The following is a 23529-nucleotide window of genomic DNA, read 5'->3' as shown; positions in this document are numbered from 1 at the left end:
AATTTTTGTACGAATTTGATAGCTACGATAATTTAGTTGTCCGCTCTTTTTGTCCGACCCATTTTTTTTCGGGCTATCCTGCGTTGTTCAAGAAGTTCATCATGTAGCAAATTTTGCTTTTGAGGATCTTGCCAATCGCTAATCAATCGCCTTAGTGCCACATTTACGATGTCTTGTACGCTTGGCGCATCGCTAATCCGGTTTGGTGCAAGCATTTGCTCGAGCGAGTGTTTAATTGTGTATAACTGGGCATAAGTGTCATCTGGAATCCTTGCTTGGTGAGGCAATGGTTTTACCGCCGCTATATATCTCACACCAGCATAAATATACACACATATTTTCTGCTACCATGTATGCTTGTATGCAAGCTAAAAAAATGAAATTCTATTTACAGGAGAACTAATGTTTGAACTGGTTATAAAAGGTGTGCCTGTACAACGTGGTCACGCGTGTGAACATATGAGTTATGTCGCTAGCATAACTTTTGGAGATGTTGCTCGTTTGTTGAATGATGGTCATCTCTATATCCCGAACATCTCGGAATTACCAGACTTTGCTCAACGTAAACTCAACACGGCACGAGTTAAGGCGATCGCTAGATATATTTTGGAGACGTACCAAGATGGAACTACGTTTTTTCCACCAATTTGTGTTAATGTTCAACCATCACCAACTTACAGAGATGGTAATATTTACCTTCCTTACCATTCGGTTAGTTTACGTCTAACTGACGGTCAGCATAGATGCTATGGTATTCGCCAAGCTTTGCAGGATATCCAGACACAAGAGTCAGAGTATGCTGTTGTTCTGTCACGACTAGAAATTGGGGTTTTGATATACGCAGCTTTGTCACTAGAAGAAGAACGCCAAGCCTTCCGTGACCAAAACCTTTTAGTACAAAGACCAAGTGTATCGCTTTCACATATGTTTGATAAGCGATCGCCTAAAGTTTTTATCGCTAAAAAACTATTACAATCAGTTCCGCATTTCCGTAACAATGTAGAGACTGTTGAAACTAGCTTAGGTAAACACAACTCTAAACTATTGACATTAGCAACTTTGGTTGCTGCAACCCAGCATATGTTTCCTCATTTGCAGTCAAAAAAAAATTTAGAATCTTTTATTGACTGGGCTACAACATTCTGGGCAGCAGTAGCAAGCGTTTTACCCCAAGAACCTTGGAGTATAAAAAGTAAAGACGAACGTGCAGCTCAGAGACAGGAATCGTTAGCTGTAAGCGCTCCCATCTTTCAAGCACTGGGTATGTTAGCTCACGATTTATATCAAGAGGGTATTCCAGCCGAGAACCTTGCCCAATGGCTAGGTAAGCTACAAGAAATAGACTGGAAGCGCAATAGTCAACTATGGCAAGAGCGAGGTGTTACACAAATAGGGGCTCAGGGAGAAGCTATTATTCCAAATACCAAAACAACTATTAGTGCTTGTCATCGGCTTTTACGGGAGTTCGTGGGTGTTACACCCGTAAGTGGTGTTATCTGAGCCAGCTGTTAATTCCAAAACTTCCTGGAAGCCATTCCTGTGACGAAATTTACTGTCATATTTCTCATTCCACCACAACCAGCCTGTAGAATCTGCTGAGACATTATGCTTCTTCAAAACTTGGGCGCGGGTTAAAGCTAATCCCCCTAAAACAAATTCTGGTCGGCTCCATGTGAGAAGTTCATCTAATTCCTTTACAGACAAACCAAATTTTAAGCCCGTAGTTCTAGTTTTATCAACTTTCAATAATCCTCCCAAGGCAATGTAATCATAACCAATATCCCGATAAGCACTAATTAGAGAAGCTAGAAAGCTTTTGGGTGATTCGTAATGAGGAGGAAAAGAATTTATATCTGGGACTTGTTTGTGTTGGCAATTATAGATTGAATATCCTACTTGAACAACACCAATCAAAGTATAATTTCTTTGCTTGACACAATACTCTTCCCGGGTCAGTCTGGCCATGTATAATGACAGTAACGGTTGCTCAAAAATATCTTGGGTAAAAACAAACTCAGGAGACAATTTGTCACAATTATCTAAATACTGTTGGACTTTCTGTCGCAAGTGTTTTTCTGAAGCCAGACGTAGCGATCGCACCCAACGGTTATTCAGATATTCCGAATAAATTTGATTGTACCAAGGACAATCTTGATGACTAAAAACACCACTATCTATAAAAATAGGTTTTCCACAATCCCGGATATTCCTTAGAAGATTCTTATCAGATGAAATAGGTGCGAGAATCCCGTAGTTACCTTCTATATTTTTTAATCTGTTTAATAAACCTAACCTGTCTACTGAAAAAACCGGTAAAAATTTATTCTTAAGTTCCATCTGCTCCATCATTATTTAACTTAAGAGTCATATTATATCTCTTCTTCTAGATTATCTACTTTTATAACTGATTGCTTTTCGCTATCTAGAAATTCTTTGAACCGCTTATAAAAAATATAAGTATTGTGAAATCCACGTCTACGGTTGCGGTCATTCCCCCTAAAAATTATGCTTTCTACCCCTACTTTTTTACATAGTTCACAGTTACATTTTTGCCAAGGTTTTGCTTCTAAAAGTTCTCTATACATCCGAGTATGTTCTTTTACACGTCTAGCTTTAGCTGTTGGGTTTACTTTTCCGTCACGGGGCAATTCTAACAACTCATCGAAAGCAATTAATTTATCGAGAGTTTCATCTATTGAGAGATTCCCTTTATCGTATTGCCTAATAGCATTTAATGCATCCTGCTCAAGCTGTTTAAGTGTAACGTGAGAGTACCCATTTTCTAATAAATGCTTGATTCTTACACTCGTCTTATCAACAAAAGGAATACGAACAGCAGCGTAAGTTTTTCCCGTTAAAGTATGATAATTTTCTACAGCATCAAACCAAGCTTTCCGTAATGGACTGGCGGAGTCAAAACTCGTTATTCCTAAATGACGGAAATAAGGAAGACCATCGATACGTCCCACACCAAATAAATGGAGCTTTGTATTAGGGGTTATGTGCTGATAACAAGATTTTAAAATTTCTAATATTTCTTTAGTTGGTGTTCTTGCCAATCCTCCTAAAGCAATATAGTCATAACCCATTTCAACTAATGCTTTTACTGCTTCAGCGTACTTTTCTGGGTGCCATCCTTGCGCTACACCAATTGGCTTGAATGTGTAACCTAGATTGCTATGTTTTGTTATAAATTCTTCTGCGTTTCGCAAAGTAAGCTCATAGCGTTGTTCTCTAACTCCCGGCTGTGCAAATTGTCCGACAATTAAGTGATCAATACTTACTCCATAGGTAAAACCGAGTTTTTCGTAATAGTCAAGAATCTCAACTGTGTTATAAGGAGGAACTTCATCTTTAATATATCCAAACGCTCCGCAATCTCCCATGATTTCTCCTTGGAATTTCAGAAAATTGCGGATACCTCCTGCTTTTTCTATATCACCTCTTTTGCTTTTTTTCTTATCAACAACTACTTTAGATACTAAAATTCCGTGATAGTTCGGCTTCTCATATATCTCATGAGCATATATATCATCAGTATATGGATTACGATTAGGACTAAACTCATCTCTTAAGAAATCGTAGCCAGCATCTACTTTATCATCCCATTCTGGGATAAAATATTGCATATCAAAATGCTTGTTAACTGCTGGTGGTAACTCCAAAAACTGAAGTAAATCTTGTTTAAGATTTGTTTTTTGTTGTTTATTCTTATCTTTTATTTTTTCTTCATTTAAGAAGGAAATACCTAAAGGAAGTTCTAATTGGTTGGATTGATTTTCTAAAAAATGTTCTAATATTTCTGGTTGATTATATAAGGTTTCTAATAAATCAGGGGTCTTTCTAATTTTAGCGGCGATTAACTTTAGTATTTGACCTTTTAACCCTACTAACGCACAGCCAAAACGCGAGGCATCTGCATTGGAAAGAGTTAAGACTTCGTGCTTTGCTTTTGAATATATGTGATTTATACTTTTATTTGAAGCTAAAAATATGAAAGTTTGGTTTGGAGCAGTCTCGATTGGTAACTTTAAAGCTCGTAGATATTTATCTCCAAGTAAGACAAATATCAAATTATATCCAATAACTGCTCGTTCAAAATTTTCATGTATTTTCAGAATATCAGCCCATGAACTAATTTCATCACTTTTCATTGAATTGAAAGTGACAGAGTAGGGAACAATAACTTCATCTTCGGATATTAGTCCATACCCAGCAGATATGATTTTTAAATCAACTGCTTTTTCTCCTAAACACCCTCGCAAGATATTTATACCTTCCATCACCCGCAAATGTTGCAATCCTGTGTACATTTGACCGGCAGGACAAGCAAATTCCGAAAGCGTTAGAGAACGTGCTTTTAACTTTTCAGGATCTTTGAAATCTTCTATTGTTAGCTGATTCGTTGGGTTAAAGCGTTTTTCTGCTGTACATGATGTAATAACTAAGACACGTAAACAGTCCCTCGCTTGCTCAGCGCAGAGTGAATGTACAATATCGTGGGAGTTTAGATTTAACACTGGTGTTCCGGTTGTTACTTCAGTCATCCTAATACTCTAACTCCCTTTTTACGTTTCTGGTTGTTTTGACACGCTATAAAAGATTATAGAGAAGGTAAATCAACACTTTGGGTTATTAGGGAAAGATAATGAGTGGAGTTTTTAATATTTTATAAAAAATTAGAACTAACCCTGGAATGTATATTGGTCGCCCTTCGGTGAGCGATCTATTTATGTTTTTGGTGGGGTATGAATGCGCGCCCGTAGTGAATTGGGTATTGAACCGATGCTCAATTACACTATATTGATAACCACATTCCCCATCGCCCGTCCACTTTCTACTATTTCATGAGCTGCAGCAATCTCTTCCAAAGTAAACTGCTGAGCAATAACATGATTTAAAACACCAGATTCTAAGCAATGTGTAATATCTTTTGCTGCTGCTTGATGAGCAGCTTTCGGCATAACGTAGACTAATACATAATGAACTTTAAGATTTTTGTAAACCAACGAATAAAATGGTATTTCCGGTTGGGTGTTAGAATCTGAGGCATAAGTAGCGATCGCTCCATTACGCTTGAGCACTGCTAAATTTGTTTCGAGATTGCTAGCAAAATCAACATCAACTACTCGATCAATACCTTCTTTACCTGTAATTTCTTTGATCCGAGAGGTTACATCTTCTGTTTTATAGTTAATTATGTAATCTGCTCCTGCTTTGCGGGCGATCTCGGCTTTCTGATCTGAACTTACTGTGGTGATTACCCTTGCACCACCCCACTTGGCTAACTGAATCGCGTAATTACCCACCGCACCAGCACCACCGGTAACGAGAACTGTTTGTCCGGTTACCGCTCCATCTGTGAAAACGCTATAGTGAGCAGTCATTGCAGGGACACCTAAACAAGCGCCAGCCGCAAATTCTGTATTATCAGGTAAGAAAACAGCATTTTCACTGGACACAACTACATATTCTGCTGCTGTACCAAACGGGCGACTTAATGTAGCTTCATAAATCCAAACTCGTTCTCCAATTCTTTCAGGAGATACCCCTTCTCCTACAGCGTCGATCACCCCAGCTCCATCATTATGAGGAATTACCCTTGGGTATCGCATTTTTAAACCACCCCAACCGCTGCGCTGCTTAACGTCTGAGGGATTGATTCCAGAAGCGTGAACTTTCACCCGCACCTCACCAGAACCAACTTCAGGTAGATCAACCTCGCCTACAGTGATAACATCTTTGGCGTTCCCAAGTTTTTCATACCAAGCTGCGCGCATTGTTTTCATATAGATTAGTTTAGGTGGTCCGTGTGTCTTCAATAACAATAATGCCAAAAAGTACTCGTAGCAGTTCCTCCAATTCTTCGGGAACGCGATAAAGTTTAAGATCTTGCAAAATTCGTTTTTCTTGACGTTGAAATATTCCAAAACGCCAGTCTTCTCCAGTTGTCACCGCTCCATATAAAAGTGTGGCATTTGATCGGGTCCATTGATCAAGTGCAATTAATTCTACAGCTAGCTGTGTAAATCCCCGACTTAAGTCAGATTGTTTGGCTTCAATTACTATTATTCCCCCATCACTGCTTATGTAATAATCAAAACTACCCTTGAGTTGTTCGCTAACGCTGACGGGATACTCAATATTTAATTGACTTTGAGTTTCCGCACAAATTTCTATGAGTGTAGGTGCAATTAGTGTTTCTCGTCTTGCTGTTTCGCTTATTGGGTTAACGTAGGTTAGGTTTCTTTCCAAATAGCGGCTTAAAAAATCCAAACTTTTAATAGTACCCTCATACCTGGGTAAATCCAGGCGCTTGCGTTCGTAAGTACAATCAAATTCTGCAAGAATGTCAGCTGGGGCGTAAGGTAATTCAAAATATTTGCTAAACGTATAGCTAGTACCAGGTTGGAGAATACGTGGGCGACTCATACAACTTAAAATAAGAATTATTGGGGATTCTTATGCGTCCTCATATAAAAATGGTATAACACTATAGAGCGCGTCGAAGGAATCCGCTCTGCAGAGGACAACCAGTGGCACAAAAATACATCTGTATTAGAGAAGCAACTTCACCGGAAGACTCTCTTATAGCGAAACACTTTTTCTACATGTGGCGAGATAATGGTGTTTCTGATGAGCTTATTGAACCTGACTGGCTGGATATTACTCTTCAATTTATAGAACAAGCTCGTCGTCATCTATCTTACAAAGCGTTTTTTGCAGAAGTTGATAGTGAAATCGTTGGTTCAGCAAGCTGTCAAATCTTTGCAGGTTTGTACCCGAATATTCTTAAAGACGAGTATCGCAAATACGGATATATCTGGGGTGTTTATGTTGAACCACATTACCGAAAACAAGGAATTGGGAAGCAACTCACCAGTGCTGCGATCGCGCATTTACAAGCTATCGGTTGCACGCGTGCGGTTCTCAACGCTTCTCCCTCAGGTAAACCTATCTACGACAGTCTGGGTTTTTCTAATGGTAACGTGATGCACTTGGATTTGATTTAATATCAAACAACCCCCCTTTATGGGAGGTTGGAAAGTCTATCAATCTAGATCAGTGACTGATTTTGTTAAGGATAAGCTAGTAAATTGCGCGCAATAACTCTTCCAAGAAACCTCAGTTCTAGTCAAGCTTGTCTTTGACGTTATCTTTTACATCTTCTACAGTGTTACGTACTTCGCTTTCAGCTTGCTTTGCTTGACCTTCAGCTTTATGTTCTGGGTCACCGGTAAAATTACCCCATGCTTCTTGGGCTTTACCTTCAACGTTTTTAGCAGCAGCTTTTGCTCTATCTTCTGTACTCATTTTACTCTCCTGTCCTGTTGCGTATGGAACTAATTTATCTGATAAATTATGCTTAAGCCTTCCACCAGTGGGCGTATTAATTGTCTATGCTTAAAGACTGGAATTTAGACTAGGCAGCAAGAAATGGCGATAAAGATAAATCTGCCAGATTGTAGACATTACGGGTCAAGAGTATCGCATCTGTTAATTCAAATGTTGCATCCGGTGCTTTGCCTAGTTGAATTCGGCAACATCCGTCGACATTTCCAGACAGGTGCGTGCAGATCGTACCCTCTCGTAGAAGTCTACATCCCAAACTAGGACAAAGGTTGTCTGTTTTTGTCCGGATTCATCCCAACCCTTACGCTACCCAAACGGCGATGGCGCAGAGCGCCCGCTTCGCGGCGCAAAACTAATTTAACCCAGAGAAACGGTGAGATGGGCTAAGATCAGGAGTATCTTTTGCAAGCTCTGAACGCCATATCATGCAGATTAGAGTTGACATTCCCGATGAGTTGGCACTTCGGCTGAGTCCACTACAAGACCAGCTGCCCCAGATTTTAGAATTGGGATTGCGAGAATGGAACGCAATTGGTCAATCTGGATTTTCTGGGTTGACAGAAGTGTTGGAATTTTTAGCAAATCTCCCCTCTTTGGAAGAAATTGTGGCATTGCAGCCGTCTGAGGCGTTACAACAGCAAATCGCCAGCCTGTTAGAAAAAAATAGGACAGTTGGATTAACAGACCAAGAAGAACGAGCTTGGCAACAATATGAATATGTTGAACATTTAGTGCGGATGGCTAAGGCGAAAGCATTGCTCAAGCTCAAGGCGTTGTAACGGATGAGCAAAACATACATCTCTGCGGCGCTCAGACGCTTAGTTTGTAATCGCGCTAATCATGCTTGTGAGTATTGCTTAATGCCTGAAATTGCGGTTCTTGTACCTCATGAAGTCGATCATGTGATTGCCCAAAAGCATGGCGGACAAACAGACGAAACTAATTTGGCACTAGCCTGTACGATTTGCAATAAGTATAAGGGCAGCGACCTGACATCAATTGATCCCAGCAATGGAGAAATTGTGAGGTTGTATCAGCCTCGTCATGATCGTTGGTGCGACCATTTTCAGTTAAAAGATGGCGAAATTCTCCCGTTGAGTGCGATTGGACGGGTGACGGTGCGATTGTTACAGATTAATCGTCCGGAACGTGTGGAAGAACGAAGGGTGCTGCTACAAGCAAATGTGCTAATTGTACCCGACTCTTAATGAGGGTAATGGCTAAAATTCTTTGCAAATAATATAAATAAGCAATCCCCAATCATGTTGTCAATTGCAAAATTGCTCGACCCTTACGTTACCCAAACGGCGCGGGCGCACTATTGGTATTTGTTAATTAGTCTGCCCAAATCTAGCAGATCATCCATAATTCGGTGATGCGTTATGCTGTTTCTAACACATCCTACAAGATTGGCGATCGCACTATCTCAACTATGGGCGATCTCCGTGATCAGTTAACGCAAACAAAAAACTGGTGTCAAGTATCGCTGTCATACAGAATTACTTGGCTTGAGATTCCAGCCATACACAGGATCAATTTCATTGCGTAGAATCTCCTCATCACGTTCTGAAATGTCGTGTTGACCAGAGTTACCTAAGCCTGCAACTGCAACTAGAAAACTAGAAGAATTATGAGGAAGTTGTGTTTGTTGCGCTGATTTATAGCGAAGATAGTCAAGAAAACTAGCAAGTTCCCACAAAGCTTCATCAGGAAGAGCGTTGACTGCTTCAAGTAGTTGTTGCCGTTCTATAGTGCTTCTATCCATTGCTAAATCTTGGGGTAAGACTTTCCCCATTTTACTTTGCATTTTTGACGCTCATGAGGAAAAATTTTTCACGCACTTTGAGAAATGCAGCGTACAGTAAAGGACGAGCAACATCCGGACAAAGCCGATCGCTATAATAAAACCAGTATCGCTGAGGAAAAATCAACAATGTCCATTACACTCGATCTGCCGCCGAAAATTGAGGCGCTACTGCGACAGCGTGCTGAAAGTACTGGACAAGATATTTTGCAAATGGCGATCGCTCCCCAAAATCAGAAAGCGATCGCTAATTCAGCAATTCGGCGATGCGTCAGGCGATCGCACTAACTCATTAACGCGGGACGTTCCACATAGGTGACGCGATGCAGAATCCGCCAGGTTTTATTGGGTGAACCAGCAGCAGTTTGACGTAAAGCACGGGCTTCTTCATCATTACTGGCTAACCATTCGGGATCAACCACATAGGCAAAGAAGTCATTAAAGTTGTTGGTGCTACCTTCGAGGTAGAAACTCATAAAGCGATAGCGATCTACTTTTTCACCAGGTAAGATAGGGCGATCTTTATAGTCGGTAATACCTTGGCGTTCGATCCCAGCCACCGACACATTCAGAGAAAATCCTTGACTTTGGGGGGAGCAATGCGATTTTGTGAGGTGGATCCAAAAATAGGCGATCGCAAATTACTGGTACTGATAAACAAAAGTATATTAAATGACTAAAATTTTCAAAGTAAGCACCAGAAAGTTTCTTCAGAAGATATCCCGTGAAGATTGCTGAACATTAGTTTAACGCTTATGCTCCTACACCCCTTAAATAGAAACTGAGTTTTTATTATTACAAATGATGTCTCAAAAAAGGGTCTTCGGTATAAAATTTACCCAACGGTTAGAGGGTTGAGGAAAGAAGTAAAGATGGAATTACAGAAATTATCCCAACTACCAGCAATCCATTGGCAACGAAGATGTAACATAATTTCAGCATTAGTTTTTAACCAAAATTTACTGTTTCCCTTCATTCTTAAATTAACGACTTGTCGAATTAAACTTTCAATCGCTCCGCTACCAATAGGTAATTTTTGTTCAGACACATAAGTATAATTCAGGCGACTTTCAACATCAGCCCGTACAAGATAATCTCTCTGTGCAATCATAGTTTTAGCTTGCTCAGGTGTAGCCTCGAAAATCAATCGATTCATTTCAACGATTAAGTTAAAGGCGAAATTTCTTCTTAAAATATTTCGGGCTTTTTTAAACCAAGCTTTTCTCTGGTGACTCTTGACTAAAAGCTGCATCTGCAAAAATTTGTAAATGCTCCATAACATGATAAAAATCTAAGAGTTGATAAGTTTCTTTTGGACATCCCACACGGGACAGCAAAGGAGGAATATGTTTCCAAATCCACTCCGCACCCTTCGGGTTCGCCAGTTCCCTACGGAGGGAAACCCTCCTGCAGGACTGGTCTCACCATCGGCAATTAATAAAACTTGCTTAGCTTGACTAATTCCTAAATTAACCAAGTGCATCTCTAGAATCTGTAAAAATGCTTGATATCCTTCATAAGTCCCATCGTTAGTAATAGGAATCTCATTGGTCTTAACTTTTTCACCCTCTTCATTCACCGTATAAATTGTCAGTAACTTTGGCTCAACCCATTCACCAGAAAAACCGTAGCGATTGGTTTTTGGATTCTTCTCACCTTCTTTATTAATCCGAATTTTAGTTCTACCGCCGTCTACCGCAATGACAACTCGCTGGTCTTTAAGAATACTACCAGTAGGTAAATTACCTAATTGATAATTCAGTATTTTTGAGAGACGTAAATTAATTCCAAGTTTACCAAATTTATATGTCAGTCTTTCTATCCGTTTGAGACTAATATGAATTCCCCAATCTATTAAGATTGTACATGCAGCTTCAAAGGACCCTGCAATGGCACCATATTGAGCAATCGTTGACCAGACCAATGGAGTTAAGCCTTCTTCCATTCCCAACCATTTCAAAAATGGGCAAAACCCTTGAAGTGAAGATTTCTTTTGCTCCTTTCTTTTTTGATTGTGAGATACGACGTATGGTAGAATTAGAGTCACTAAAACATTTCCAACTGTTAAGATTTGTCGTCTTCTATAACCATGCTTTCGTGTTTTTAATTGCCACCATCCTTGAGTTTGAGTCATGGCTGAATAAGCGCGCTTCTTGAGATTGTGAAAGATTATACAGTAAGATAGCAATACATTGACCAGCTAAAATAAGCGCCGCATCTCTAATTTGTTGTTCACGAAATTTAATAATTCGCCCATCCCATTCTTTGACATCAGTTATTTCTAAAAGTTTCGTAACATTTTCTTGAAAATCGGACAATGATTTAGTTAAATCTAGATTTGCATATATATTTTTTGCCATAAAGGTTGGAACTCCCAATCGCCAAAAATATTGTTACTTGGGAATCCTACCTTTTTTATGACAATGAAATCTAAGCGCGAAAATCAATATTTTAATGTACAGACTGTACGTTCGTTCCTGCTTGAAAGGGAGAGGAGAATTAAATTATTCTCCCAACCGTGTATTACACCGTAAGGGGGAACGCGATTATTGGTGAAGGTGAGAATGAAATCTTGGACAATTCTTAAGGGCTTGTTGACGACCAATAGCGCCCATGTATTACATGGAAACACCTGATCTAATGCACTTTACTATTTATCTCTCTATCCATGCTTAAGGGCAGACAGCCTATATGTATAGCTACTTTAATAAACAAACAACCTCCTTAAAAGGGAGGTTGTTTGTTTAGATAAATCTAGTCATTCTTGGTGACTAATTTGTTAATAAAAAACTACTAACTTATATTTGGTTTGATAGCAGCTTTTACAGGATTCTTATATTCTAGTCCAGCTTGTCTTTGATATTATCTTTAACGTCTTCTACAGTATGACGTATTTCGCTTTCAGCTTGCTTTGCTTGACCTTCAGCTTTTTGTTGTGGGTCACCGGTAACGTTTCCCCATGCTTCTTGGACTTTACCTTCAACGTTTTTAGCTGCAGCTTTTGCTCTATCTTCTATACTCATTTTACTCTCCTATGATTTATCAAATGGGTTCGAAAGTTATCAAGTAAACTTTGCAATGTGTTCTTGATCACGATTACAATATAGCCGGGAAATTTTACTCAAGTCTTCCACCAATGGATATATTAATTGTCTATGCTAAAAGAGTGAGTGTTAATAGCAATTCACTGAAACAGGATGAATGAGGTTAAGTGAAATTTCGATAGGTTCCTAATAGTTTGTGAACAAAATGGTCTGTACAAGAGTAAGATTTACAAAAAATCTATACTTTTTGGGCGAGGTGAACAGCTGAGAGATATGAGATCACGATACTTGTTCCCCAATTACCTAAAAGCTTTTCTCTCAAAGCTTCAAACAAAGAACTTCTTGTATGTGGTTCTAGCTTGATATAGGGTGATAGAGTACTCAAAAGCGCCAAATAATCATCAATGCTATAGGTAACTTCACACGCTAATTCTTCGGATACTAAGTTCTTAAACAAACCTGAATCAATGACATCTTGTCCAAACCTTTTAACAATCTCTTGCTGAGTTGCCTTTTCTTCATATCCTGGGATAGAGGGAGCTTGAGCCTGATAAATTGGCTCTAATAGTTGGTAAACTTCATACTGGGGTTGAGGTGTCATGTTCCACAGTACAATTAGAGAGCCGTTTTCTTGAAGCGCATTAGCAGTTTTTTGGTACCTAATCTCTGGTGGAATCCAATGAATTGCATTCGCCATCAAAACAGCGTTAAATTTTTCTACCTCTAACTCCCACTCTTCAAATAAGGTATTGCGAATCTCTACAGATGGGTACTGGCTACAGTTGTGTTTAGCTATGCGACAAAATTCCTGATTCGGTTCAAGACAAAGTATCGAGAAGCCGAATTCAGCAAATTCTACAGTTGCAGTTCCAGTACCACATCCAACTTCAAGAATCGCTGCTTGAGAAGGAAGTTGAGACAAATCGATCGCACGGGAAACTAGTTTCTTAGGGTAGCGTGGTCTAACCCTGTTGTACACATCTGCTATTTCACCGTACCAATTTTTTCTTTGTTCTAAGGTGAAGGTTTTTGCATACCAGAAGTTTTCTTGTTGCGAATCTTTCACAATCTATTACCGTAGGGTATGTAGTAAGAAAGCCCACTTATCTGCTGCTTCTTCAATAATTTTAGTAGTGGGTTTACCAGCACCATGTCCTGCTTTTGTCTCTATTCTAATGAGTACTGGTGCATCACCTGTGTGTGCAGCTTGCAATGCTGCGGCAAATTTGAAACTATGTGCTGGAACGACGCGATCGTCATGATCCGCTGTAGTGATCATGGTTGCTGGGTAGGCTGTACCTGGTTTAAGGTTATGCAATGGGGAATAGGCGTAAAGTGCTTTAAACTCTTCTGCGTTTTCTGAAGAGCCGTACTCAGAAGTCCAAGCCCAGCCAATGGTAAATTTATGGAAGCGCAACATATCCATGACTCCTACAGCAGGTAAAGCTGCACCAAATAGATCTGGACGTTGCGTCATACAAGCACCTACTAATAAACCTCCATTGCTTCCACCGGCGATCGCTAACTTACCAGACTTTGTATAACCATTCCCGATCAGCCATTCAGCAGCACCGATAAAGTCATCAAACACATTTTGCTTTTTCAGCTTCATTCCTGCTTGATGCCATTCTTCACCGTACTCACCACCACCGCGTAAATTAGCAACAGCATGAATCCCACCCATTTCCATCCATATCAAGTTACTTACAGAAAAGCTGGGGGTTAGAGAAATACCGAATCCACCATAACCATAAAGGTAAGTAGGGTTATTTCCATCTAACTGAATTCCCTTTTTATGAGTGATAAACATTGGTACTTGTGTACCATCTTTACTGCGATAGAAAACTTGTTTTGTCTCATAATCATTGGGGTTGAAATCTACCTCTGGCTGACGGAAAACTTCACTCTTCCCAGTTACCATGTTGTAGCGATAGATCGTTCCTGGTGTGGTAAAACTAGTGAAACTATAAAAAGTTTCGGTATCATAACGCTTGCCACCAAAACCACCAACAGAACCTATTCCTGGGAATTCAACCTCACGTACGAATGAGCCATTTAGTTCAAAAATTTTGACTTGGCTGCGAGCATCTTTAAGATAATCGGCAACAAATTGGTTATTGATTATGCCCACGCTTTCCAAAGTTTCTGCCGTTTGAGGGATAATTTCTCGCCAGTTCTCCTGCGATGGATTTCTTGTATCAATGGCAATCACTCTTCCTCTTGGCGCATCTAAATCTGTACGAAAATAGAAGACGTTATCATCATGATCTATAAAACTGTAATCTGCCTCAAATTCGCTGATGAGTTCTACTACTTCTGCATCTGGGTTAGTTAAGTCTTTGTAAAACACCAGATTCTTAGGGTTAGTTCCCTGCCAAACTGAGATGATTAAGTAACGCCCATCTTCTGTAACACCACCATTAAATCCCCACTCTTTATGGTCTGGGCGTTGGTAAATTAATATGTCTTCTGATTGCGGGTTACCTAATTTGTGGTAAAAGAGCTTTTGGTAATAATTGACATCTTCTAATTTTGTTTTTTCATTCGGCTCATCATAACGACTATAAAAAAAGCCTTGATGATCATGTGTCCAAGATGCGCCAGAAAATTTTATCCACTTTAGATGGTCTTCTAAATCTTGACCAGTTTCAATATCTCGTACTTTCCACTCTTGCCAGTCAGAACCAGAAGCGGATAGACCATATGCTAAAAGTCTACCATCCTCACTAATAGATAAACCTGAAAGAGCAACTGTGCCGTCTTCAGATAGTTTATTAGGATCAAGTAAGATTTCTGGCTCAGCATCAAGAGAGGTTAAAGTGTATAACACCGACTGGTTTTGTAAGCCATCGTTTTTGAAGTAAAAGTAGCGTTCCCCCTCTTTAAAAGGAATACTATATTTTTCATAGTCCCACAGTTTCGTCAGACGCTGCTTAATTTCTTCCCTTGCAGGTATTCCCTGAAGATAGCCAAAAGTTACTTTATTTTGCGCCTCAACCCAAGCTTTCGTTTCCTCTGAGTCAGGATCTTCTAACCAGCGGTAAGGATCAGCAACTTGAGTACCATCATAGTTATCAACTTGATCGCTCTTGCGGCTTGCTGGGTATGTTAAGCGTGTTTCTGAAGACATGGTGTGGAATAGTAACTGCCTTTGTACATGATAACAATGCAACCTTTCTTTAGTAACAAGGAACAGACAATACTATATTGTTTAAAACAGAGCCATAATCTTTCTCTAGACGCTTATTTAACGCTCTGAATAGCTCCATCTAACAGCGTGTTACGCGAATATACATAATTTAGATATCAAAAACATGTTAGAATAATTACATTTATTATTGCTCAACTTATTTTATAGTGACTAAAGAAGTAAGCCTAAGAGTATATAGGTGGTTTATAAACCGATGTATACTTTAATCTGTCTTAGGACAGAGAATTCGAGATTTTGTTTGGGAACACTAAATCTAGAAATGGATAGGATTTAGTGGTATTATGGTTAATTTACTATGTATTCCCGGATATCAAGTAAGCGAAGAACTTTACAATGGTTCCAGGACTGTAGTTTATCGAGGGTATCGAGAGGCTGACTCATTACCTGTAATCATTAAACTGTTGAAAAATTCTTATCCCAGCTTCTCGGAACTGTTGCAGTTTCGTAATCAATACACTATTACCAAAAATCTCGACTCACCTCTAATCGTCCGAACTTATAGCCTAGAACCATACCAAAATCGCTACGCTTTGGTAATGGAAGACTTTGGGGGGATTTCCCTCAAGGATTATTTGACTTTACAAGGGAAGCGATATATCCCATCCACACAAGAGTTCTTACAAATTGCGATATCTTTGTGTGACAGCTTAGATATTTTGTACCGTGAAAGAATTATTCATCAAGATATTAAACCCAGCAATATTTTAATTAACCCACAAACAAAACAAGTTAAATTAATCGACTTTAGTATTGCTTCTTTATTACCAAGGGAAACTCAAACCCTCATTAGTCGTAAGGTATTAGAAGGAACGCTTACTTATATTTCTCCAGAACAAACAGGAAGGATGAATCGCGTCGTTGATTACCGAACAGATTTTTATTCTCTCGGTGTAACTTTCTACGAAATTCTGATAGGAAAATTACCGTTTGAATCGTCTGATCCGATGGAGTTGATACACTGTCATATTGCGAAAACGTCAACTTGTGTATCTGATATTAATCCAGAAATACCTAAAGTTATTGGTGACATGATCACTAAACTGATGGCAAAAAATGCTGAAGAACGTTACCAAAGTGCTTTAGGGTTGAAGCATGATTTAGAAGAATGTTTAGCTCAAATCAAAGAAACTGGAAAAGTTACATACTTTGAAATTAGCAAAAGAGATATTTGTGACAGATTTATTATACCTGAAAAATTATATGGTAGAGAAGCAGAAGTTGAGCAACTACTAGAAGCTTTTGAGAGAGTATCCACAGGTCATAGCGAAATAATGTTAGTAGCTGGTTCATCTGGTATTGGTAAAACTGCAGTAGTTAATGAAGTTCATAAACCAATTGTTAAACAAAGAGGATATTTTGTTAAGGGAAAATTTGACCAGTTTAATCGGAATATTCCTTTTTCAGGATTTGTGCAAGCATTCCGAGATTTAATGGAGCAATTACTCGCAGAAAGTGATGCTCAAATAGAACAATGGAAAGATAAAATTATTGATGCATTAGGTGAAGAAGGACAAGTTATTATTGAAGTTGTTCCCCAATTAGAAAGAATAATTGGTCAACAACTACCTATAAGGAATTTATTTGGTACTGCTGCTCAAAATCGGTTTAATTTATTATTTCAGAAATTCCTACGAATATTTACTAGCCAAGACCATCCCTTAGTAATATTTTTAGATGATCTACAATGGGCTGATTCAGCATCATTGCAACTCATTGAATTATTATTTGCTGAGGCTAATCAAGGATATCTATTATTAATTGGTGCATATCGCGATAATGAAGTATCACCCGTACACCCTTTAATGTTAAGTTTGGATAAGATTAGTAAATCAGGGTTAGTTCTGAGTACAATTAGTCTGCAACCGCTGAGAGAACCAAAATTGAATCAGTTAGTGGTCGAAACATTAAAGTGTGCAGAAGAATTGGGACATTCTCTGTCAAAACTGATTTATCGAAAAACTCAAGGTAATCCTTTTTTTGCAACACAGTTCCTCAAATCATTGTATGAAGATAGACTAATTGAATTTAATTACCAAGATGGATGCTGGCAATGTGATATTTCACTGATTAATCAGAAAAGCCTCACCTCAAATGTTGTGGAGTTTATGGTTTTGCAATTACAAAGATTACCAGAATCTACTCAACAGATATTGAAGTTTGCTGCTTGTATTGGCAACCAGTTTGATTTAGAAAAATTGTCGACTGTTTGCCAATTATCTATGGTAGAAACGGCTGGTTCTTTGTGGAAAGCTTTGCAGTCAGGTTTGATTTTGCCGCGAAGTGAGGTTTATAAGTTCTATCAAGATAGCTGTGAACAGACTCAACTTACAATTAGCGATCGCCAAATATTAAAGTATAAATTTTTGCATGATCGCGTTCAACAAGCTGCTTATTCTTTGATTCGAGAAGACGAAAAACAAGAAACTCATTTGCAAATAGGGAAACTGTTACTTCAAAACACGTCTGAAACAGAACTAGAAGAAAAAATTTTTGATATTGTCAATCAACTAAATATTGGCTCTGCACTAATCACCGATACCAATGAAAAGAATCAACTAGCTAGATTAAATTTGAAAGCAGGTACAAAAGCGAAAAATGCAACTGCTTATGTATCAGCTTGCGAATATTTCATAACAGGTATACAACTATTACCAGATTGTAGTTGGCAAAACGATTATGAAGCCACGTTAGCACTATATCAATCCGCTACAGAAGCACTTTGTCTTTGTGGCGAGTTTGAAAAAATGGAAAATTATGCAGCAGTTGTTTTACAACAATCAAAAACTCTCCTCGAAAAAATTCCTATTCATAATGTTAAAATACAAGCCTGTATGGCACAGGGTCAACATCAAAATGCTTTACGAATTGCTTTAGCTGTCCTTAGGTTGATAGGAGTAGAATTCCCACAAGAAGTTAGTGAAACTGATATTGACCATGAACTGGAACAAACACAACTTCTCTTAACAAAAAAATCTGTTATGGACTTGCTAAAACTGCCAGAAATGACTGATGTAAATATCTTGGCAGCAATGCAAATTCTATCAAGTATTATGTCAACTGCTTATCAAGCAGCCCCCTCATTATTTAAATTGATTGTTTTGAAACAAGTTCAATTGTCAATCATTTATGGTAATGCACCAGAATCTACATACGCATATGCTAGTTATGGGCTAATACTGTGTGGTGTTTTAAAAAAAATTGATGTTGGTTACGAGTTTGGGGAGATGGCATTACAGTTACTAGAAGGTTTAAATGCATCTAAATTAAGGTCGAAAACTTTATTCGCAGTTAATTGTTTTATTAGACATTGGAAATCGCCTGTTAAAGAAACTTTAAACCCATTATTACAAGCTTACACAAGTGGCTTAGAAACTGGAGATATTGAATATGCTGCTATGTCTGCTTATGTGTTTGGCAGATATGCTTATTTGAGTGGTTATGAGTTGAAAGAATTAGCAGAATCTATGGGAAACTATGGAATGGTTATGCATCAATTCAAACAAACCACATATTTCAATTTCAATAGCATATATCACCAATCCGTTTTGAATTTATTAGGAATGGCAGAAAACCCTTGTCTTTTAATTGGTGAAATCTATGATGAAGTAAAAATGTTGCCTGTACATCGAGCTGATAATCAAATCAGTCTAATTTGCCAACTTCATTTTTGTAAACTAATTCTATGCTATCTTTTTGATGATTACAAAAAAGCATTAGATAATGCAGCAATAGTAAAGCAGTATTTAGCAAGTGTCAATGGATTGGTTGTAGTTCCCACTTTTTATTTTTATGAATCTTTAACTCATTTACGCTTATTTCAAAATTCTTCTTTGGATAATCTAAAATTGATTATTGAGCAAGTCAGAGAAAATCAAAAAAATCTCCGAAAATGGGCAGACAGCGCGCCTATGAATTATGCTCACAAATTCTGTTTAGTTGAAGCAGAATTACATCAAGTTTTGGGTGAAAAAGCTCAAGCAATAGAATTTTACGATCGCGCCATCTCAGGAGCAAAAGAAAACGGCTACATTCAAGAACAAGGCTTAGCCAATGAACTCGCAGCTAGATTTTACCTCAATTGGGGCAAAGAACAAATCGCCCAAGTCTATATGCAACAAGCATATTATTGCTATGTTCATTGGGGAGCGAAAGCTAAAACAGAAGACTTAGAAAAACGCTACCCCCATCTACTCCAACCTATCTTACAACAGCGACCACTAACCCTCAATTCTCTAGAAACTATCGCCACTGTTGTCCGCACAACGAAGTCTTCATCTACTTATACTTCTAGCACCAGTGTTTCCGATATCCTAGATTTGGCTTCCATTCTCAAAGCTGCTCAAACTATTTCTAGCAGTATTGAGTTAGATCAACTTGTCGCCAGTCTCACCAAAATTATTCTCGAAAACTCTGGTGCAAAAAAATCTGTACTCATTCTTCCTCAAGAAGATACCTGGCAGGTTCGAGCAATTACCTTTATTAACAATCAAGAGAATTCCCCAGATCAAATAAAAACTATCCTTGTTCCAAAATCGATAGATACTTGTCAAGATATCCCAATAGCAATTATCAATTATGTTAAGAACACCGGGAACACTGTCGTTATAGAAAATTGCCAAACAGATATTCCCGGACTGATTGGGGAATATATGCTGGAGCATCAACCTAAGAGTGTATTGTGTACACCAATTATTAATCAAGGACGTTTAGTGGGTATTTTCTATTTAGAAAATAATCTCACTTGCGGAGTATTTAGCAACGAACGTCTGCAAATTATTAATTTACTTTCTTGCCAAGCTGCAATATCTATAGAAAATGCAAGGCTTTATCAAAAAGTCCAACAAGCGTTACACGATTTACAACAAGCACAATTACAAATTATCCAAAGTGAAAAAACATCTGCACTGGGTAACTTAGTTGCTGGTGTCGCGCATGAGATGAATAATCCACTCGGTTTTATTGCTGCTAGTCTCCAACAAGCTAAACCTATTTTGGCGGATATTATTGAACACTTAAAGCTTTATCAAGACAGTTTAGCCGATCCAGGTAATGAAATTAAAGATCATGCTGAAGAAATTGATTTGGATTATAGTTTAGAAGACTTACCAAAAATTCTTGAATCTATGAATGTTGCCTGCACTCGCTTGACAAATCTTAGCACTAGTCTTCGCACTTTTTCCCGTGCTGACAAAGAGTATAAAGTTCCATTTAACATCCATGAAGGGATTGATAGCACGATTTTAATTTTGAAACATCGTCTCAAAGCTAATGAAGAGCGTCCTGCTATTGAAGTCGTTACTAAGTATGGCAATTTACCTTTAATCGAATGTTTTCCAGGGCAATTAAATCAGGTGTTTATGAATATTCTTGCCAATGCTATTGATGCATTAGAAGAATCGAGCAATGGACGTAGTTTTGCAGAACGTCAAGCCAATCGGCACCGAATTACAATTACCACATTAGCCCAAGTTAATCAGGTTCAAATTGTCATTTCTGATAATGGTATTGGCATGAGTGAACAAGTCAAAGAGCAAATATTTGATCATTTATTTACTACGAAAGCTGTTGGCAAAGGTACAGGGTTAGGATTAGCAATCTCCAAGTCTATTGTCATGGAAAAACATGGGGGTTCGCTGATTGTTAATTCTACACTTGGTAAGGGAAGTGAATTTGTTATTACCTTACCGATACTAGCTTAGAAGTATGCTGGTGTCTCCTAATAAAAAAATATATGTTCAAATAACTGTACCCTAGACTTTAAGTTGTATTACAATGTCAGTAGTTTGCTATCCCAATCAAAATTTATGATGTCCTATGGGGTGACTTCTCATGCTTTAACGATTCCGCCTTTAGAAAATGGCGACAAGCTGACTCGTCACGAATTTGAGCGACGCTACCATGCTATGCCTAACCTAAAGAAAGCAGAATTGATTGAAGGAGTCGTTTACTTGGCATCCCCTGTACGAGCAAAAAAACATGGCAAACCCCATGCAAGTATTATGGGTTGGTTAGTCGCTTACGCCGCTGCTACCCCAGGAGTCGAAGCACTAGATAACACTACTGTGCGTCTGGATGCTGATAACGAACCGCAACCAGATGCCATATTAAGAATAGAACAAGGTGGACAGTCGCGCATTAGCGAAGATGATTATGTCGAAGGTGCGCCAGAATTATTGGAAGCTTGTTTTAGAAGAAACGGAGACTCGCTGTATTTACTCTAATCTCGTTTTGACTACCGATAATATATCTCTCGATCATTATTTGCCTTGGTCTTTTGTTGCCCACGACTTACTTTGGAATTTAATTCCCATAATTCCATCAGTTAATTCTAGCAAATCTAATAATATTCCTTCAGTAGATAAATACTTTCATAAATTTATTGAATTGCAACATCTTGGTCTAACTGTTAGTAAAAATAAAATGACAGACCAAGAGTGGAATAAATATATCGAATCATACATAGCCGATTTAAAAATAACAGATAGAAATAATTTACTAGATTATAAAATTTTAACAATTGCTTACAGTAACACAGTTTTACCTTTAGTGTCTTTGGCTATAAATCAAGGATTTAGTGGAAATTGGTATTATTAAATTGTTCTAGAATGTCAAATTTTATCGAAAGAATCATTGTCCTAGGTCATACTCCTTGTTCTCTTTTCTGGCTACATGCAATCGATACTTTGCCTCGAGATTCCTCCAGAACTCGGCAGAAGTCCCCAAGGCTTGGGACAATTCAATAGCTGTTTCAGGTGTAATTTGCTCACTTCCTCGGATAATTCCGTTAATGGCTTGAACTGGACGACTCATGATTTGTGCTAAATCTTTCTGTGTCCAGGCACGAGCTTCTAATTCTCTATTTAAAATTTTTCCTGGTGTTGGCACTCTTGCTGGTGCTAGTTTATGGCTCATATTGCTGTCTCCTCTGCTGATGAAAGTTAGCCGATCACCCTTCAGTAAGTCCCCAAACCTCTGTCGGTCTTAAAAGTATTTGTTATCATTGATTGTCTTATCTCATAAGTATTTTAAAATCTCAAGAATTGTAAATTTTTATATCGTTTCTAAATTAAGAAGTATGAATATTCAAAGATCGACTCAATTACCTATTCCCCCCCACTTTAATCCCCAAAAAGTTGCTGAAGTCTGGCGCGTACCGTACCAACAACGCGCAGAGGAAGCACAAACATGGGTAAAAGAACACAACATTCAACCCGCATCACAAGACGTAAAACGTATTTGCCTATTATTAATAGATGTTCAAAATACTTTCTGTATTCCTGATTTTGAATTATTCGTCGGTGGAACATCTGGTAATGGGGCAGTAGACGATAACATACGCTTGTGTGAATTTATCTATCGAAACTTGGGGGCTATCACTAAAATCACGCCTACAATGGATACTCACACAGCAATACAGATTTTCCATCCTATCTTCTGGATTAACGCTAAGGGGGAACACCCAACCCCATCAGCTACTAGCATCACCCCATCCGATATTGAGCAAGGTATTTGGAAAGTTAATGAAGCTGTTGCTTTCAGTATTGGGTATAACTACGAGTTTCTAGAAAAATACGCTTACCACTATGTTCAACAACTGAGCCAAAACGGCAAATATCCTCTAACCATTTGGCCTTATCATTCCATGTTAGGAGGGATAGGTCATGCCTTAGTCTCTGCTGTCGAAGAGGCAATATTTTTTCACTGTATTGCTCGTAGTAGTCAAACCCAGTTTGAAATTAAAGGCGACAATCCATTAACGGAAAATTATTCAATTTTAAGTCCAGAGGTTTTAGAAAGTTTTGATAAACGCCCAATTGACCAAAAAAACACAAGCTTAATTAACCAACTCTTAGAATTCGATGCTGTGATTATTGCAGGGCAAGCTAAAAGTCACTGTGTTGCTTGGACAATTGATGATTTATTAACCGAAATCCAGCAAATAGACTCTTCTTTAGCTAAAAAAGTCTACCTATTAGAAGATTGCACCTCACCTGTTGTTGTTCCTGGTGTTGTAGACTATACAAAAGCCGCTAACGAAGCTTTTGAGAGATTTGCAGCCGCAGGAATGCATTTAGTTAACTCCAGTGAACCGATTAGTTGGGTTAACAATAGTTAGT

The 23529-nt window shown here is 38.4% G+C and carries 20 protein-coding genes and 2 pseudogenes; 9 read left to right on the top strand and 13 right to left on the bottom strand.

Features of this window, described 5'->3' with window-relative positions:
* Window positions 1-32 precede the first annotated feature (32 nt).
* A complete protein-coding gene (locus G4P69_RS10395) occupies window positions 33-332 on the bottom strand; it encodes a hypothetical protein (protein ID WP_208340404.1) in 300 nt (99 codons plus the stop codon).
* 70 nt (window positions 333-402) lie between these two features.
* Here G4P69_RS10395 and G4P69_RS10390 point away from each other — a divergent pair, with 70 nt between their 5' ends.
* Window positions 403-1500 carry a DNA sulfur modification protein DndB gene (locus G4P69_RS10390; RefSeq protein ID WP_208340403.1) on the top strand — a complete coding sequence of 366 codons (1098 nt, stop codon included), beginning with the start codon at window positions 403-405 and terminating at the stop codon, window positions 1498-1500.
* Here G4P69_RS10390 and G4P69_RS10385 read toward each other — a convergent pair.
* From G4P69_RS10385 to G4P69_RS10370, 4 genes are all read right to left on the bottom strand, one after another.
* Window positions 1456-2337, bottom strand: a complete 882-nt coding sequence (locus G4P69_RS10385; RefSeq protein ID WP_208349598.1) for a hypothetical protein — start codon at window positions 2335-2337, stop codon at window positions 1456-1458. The two genes, G4P69_RS10390 and G4P69_RS10385, sit on opposite strands and share 45 nt — an antisense overlap.
* A 32-nt stretch (window positions 2338-2369) precedes the next feature.
* Window positions 2370-4547, bottom strand: a complete 2178-nt coding sequence (gene dpdA, locus G4P69_RS10380) for a tRNA-guanine transglycosylase DpdA (protein WP_208349589.1) — start codon at window positions 4545-4547, stop codon at window positions 2370-2372.
* Window positions 4548-4793: 246 nt separating this feature from the next.
* Window positions 4794-5789: an NADPH:quinone reductase gene (locus G4P69_RS10375; protein ID WP_243902753.1), complete on the bottom strand. Its 996-nt coding sequence runs from the start codon at window positions 5787-5789 to the stop codon at window positions 4794-4796.
* A gap of 10 nt (window positions 5790-5799) precedes the next feature.
* Window positions 5800-6432, bottom strand: coding sequence for a hypothetical protein (locus G4P69_RS10370; RefSeq protein ID WP_208345953.1), 633 nt, complete (start codon window positions 6430-6432; stop codon window positions 5800-5802).
* Window positions 6433-6536: 104 nt separating this feature from the next.
* Here G4P69_RS10370 and G4P69_RS10365 point away from each other — a divergent pair, with 104 nt between their 5' ends.
* Window positions 6537-7013, top strand: a complete 477-nt coding sequence (locus G4P69_RS10365) for a GNAT family N-acetyltransferase (RefSeq protein WP_310833788.1) — start codon at window positions 6537-6539, stop codon at window positions 7011-7013.
* A 118-nt stretch (window positions 7014-7131) separates the two neighbouring features.
* Here G4P69_RS10365 and G4P69_RS10360 read toward each other — a convergent pair whose 3' ends face one another.
* On the bottom strand, window positions 7132-7314 hold the full coding sequence (locus G4P69_RS10360) for a CsbD family protein (protein ID WP_208341207.1): 183 nt from the start codon (window positions 7312-7314) through the stop codon (window positions 7132-7134).
* Between the two features lie 464 nt (window positions 7315-7778).
* Between G4P69_RS10360 and G4P69_RS10355 the strand changes: the two genes are divergently transcribed.
* Both G4P69_RS10355 and G4P69_RS10350 read left to right on the top strand, forming a co-directional pair.
* A complete protein-coding gene (locus G4P69_RS10355; protein ID WP_208341206.1) occupies window positions 7779-8132 on the top strand; it encodes a hypothetical protein in 354 nt (117 codons plus the stop codon).
* Window positions 8133-8135: 3 nt separating this feature from the next.
* Window positions 8136-8561 carry an HNH endonuclease gene (locus G4P69_RS10350; RefSeq protein WP_208341205.1) on the top strand — a complete coding sequence of 142 codons (426 nt, stop codon included), beginning with the start codon at window positions 8136-8138 and terminating at the stop codon, window positions 8559-8561.
* Window positions 8562-8842: 281 nt separating this feature from the next.
* Here G4P69_RS10350 and G4P69_RS10345 read toward each other — a convergent pair whose 3' ends face one another.
* Complete coding sequence (locus G4P69_RS10345) at window positions 8843-9160, bottom strand: hypothetical protein (RefSeq protein ID WP_243902323.1); 318 nt, start codon at window positions 9158-9160, stop codon at window positions 8843-8845.
* A 42-nt stretch (window positions 9161-9202) separates the two neighbouring features.
* Between G4P69_RS10345 and G4P69_RS10340 the strand changes: the two genes are divergently transcribed.
* On the top strand, window positions 9203-9445 hold the full coding sequence (locus G4P69_RS10340) for a hypothetical protein (protein ID WP_208341204.1): 243 nt from the start codon (window positions 9203-9205) through the stop codon (window positions 9443-9445).
* On the opposite strand, the gene G4P69_RS10335 is transcribed toward G4P69_RS10340, so the two are convergent.
* The 5 genes and pseudogenes from G4P69_RS10335 to G4P69_RS10315 form a co-directional block, all read right to left on the bottom strand.
* Window positions 9442-9717 carry a hypothetical protein gene (locus tag G4P69_RS10335; RefSeq protein ID WP_243902322.1) on the bottom strand — a complete coding sequence of 92 codons (276 nt, stop codon included), beginning with the start codon at window positions 9715-9717 and terminating at the stop codon, window positions 9442-9444. The two genes, G4P69_RS10340 and G4P69_RS10335, sit on opposite strands and share 4 nt — an antisense overlap.
* 275 nt (window positions 9718-9992) lie before the next feature.
* A pseudogene (locus tag G4P69_RS10330) lies at window positions 9993-11517 on the bottom strand (ISLre2-like element ISCst1 family transposase).
* Window positions 11518-11997: 480 nt separating this feature from the next.
* Window positions 11998-12180, bottom strand: coding sequence for a CsbD family protein (locus G4P69_RS10325; protein ID WP_208341203.1), 183 nt, complete (start codon window positions 12178-12180; stop codon window positions 11998-12000).
* 259 nt (window positions 12181-12439) lie between these two features.
* Complete coding sequence (locus G4P69_RS10320; protein ID WP_208341202.1) at window positions 12440-13267, bottom strand: class I SAM-dependent methyltransferase; 828 nt, start codon at window positions 13265-13267, stop codon at window positions 12440-12442.
* 6 nt (window positions 13268-13273) lie between these two features.
* Complete coding sequence (locus tag G4P69_RS10315; RefSeq protein ID WP_208341201.1) at window positions 13274-15331, bottom strand: prolyl oligopeptidase family serine peptidase; 2058 nt, start codon at window positions 15329-15331, stop codon at window positions 13274-13276.
* A gap of 362 nt (window positions 15332-15693) precedes the next feature.
* Here G4P69_RS10315 and G4P69_RS10310 point away from each other — a divergent pair, with 362 nt between their 5' ends.
* The 3 genes and pseudogenes from G4P69_RS10310 to G4P69_RS10300 all read left to right on the top strand — a co-directional run bounded on the left by G4P69_RS10310 (window position 15694) and on the right by G4P69_RS10300 (window position 22006).
* On the top strand, window positions 15694-21111 hold the full coding sequence (locus tag G4P69_RS10310) for a trifunctional serine/threonine-protein kinase/ATP-binding protein/sensor histidine kinase (protein WP_208341200.1): 5418 nt from the start codon (window positions 15694-15696) through the stop codon (window positions 21109-21111).
* Between the two features lie 108 nt (window positions 21112-21219).
* A pseudogene (locus G4P69_RS10305) lies at window positions 21220-21588 on the top strand (Uma2 family endonuclease); the annotation flags it as partial.
* The gene (locus G4P69_RS10300) at window positions 21557-22006 is read left to right on the top strand and encodes an HNH endonuclease domain-containing protein (protein WP_313890542.1); all 450 of its coding nucleotides are present in this window, start codon (window positions 21557-21559) and stop codon (window positions 22004-22006) included. The pseudogene G4P69_RS10305 and the gene G4P69_RS10300, both read left to right, overlap by 32 nt.
* A 33-nt stretch (window positions 22007-22039) precedes the next feature.
* Here G4P69_RS10300 and G4P69_RS10295 read toward each other — a convergent pair whose 3' ends face one another.
* Window positions 22040-22324 carry a HigA family addiction module antitoxin gene (locus G4P69_RS10295; RefSeq protein ID WP_208341199.1) on the bottom strand — a complete coding sequence of 95 codons (285 nt, stop codon included), beginning with the start codon at window positions 22322-22324 and terminating at the stop codon, window positions 22040-22042.
* Window positions 22325-22487: 163 nt separating this feature from the next.
* On the opposite strand from G4P69_RS10295, the gene G4P69_RS10290 reads away from it, so the two are divergent.
* On the top strand, window positions 22488-23528 hold the full coding sequence (locus G4P69_RS10290; RefSeq protein WP_208341198.1) for a cysteine hydrolase family protein: 1041 nt from the start codon (window positions 22488-22490) through the stop codon (window positions 23526-23528).
* Window position 23529 lies beyond the last annotated feature (1 nt).

The sequence above is a fragment of the Aetokthonos hydrillicola CCALA 1050 genome (genome assembly GCF_017591665.1).
In the GTDB taxonomy this organism is placed as follows: domain Bacteria; phylum Cyanobacteriota; class Cyanobacteriia; order Cyanobacteriales; family Nostocaceae; genus Aetokthonos; species Aetokthonos hydrillicola.
Note: the sequence above shows the minus strand (reverse complement) of the source record. Positions and strands in the feature narration are given on the sequence as shown.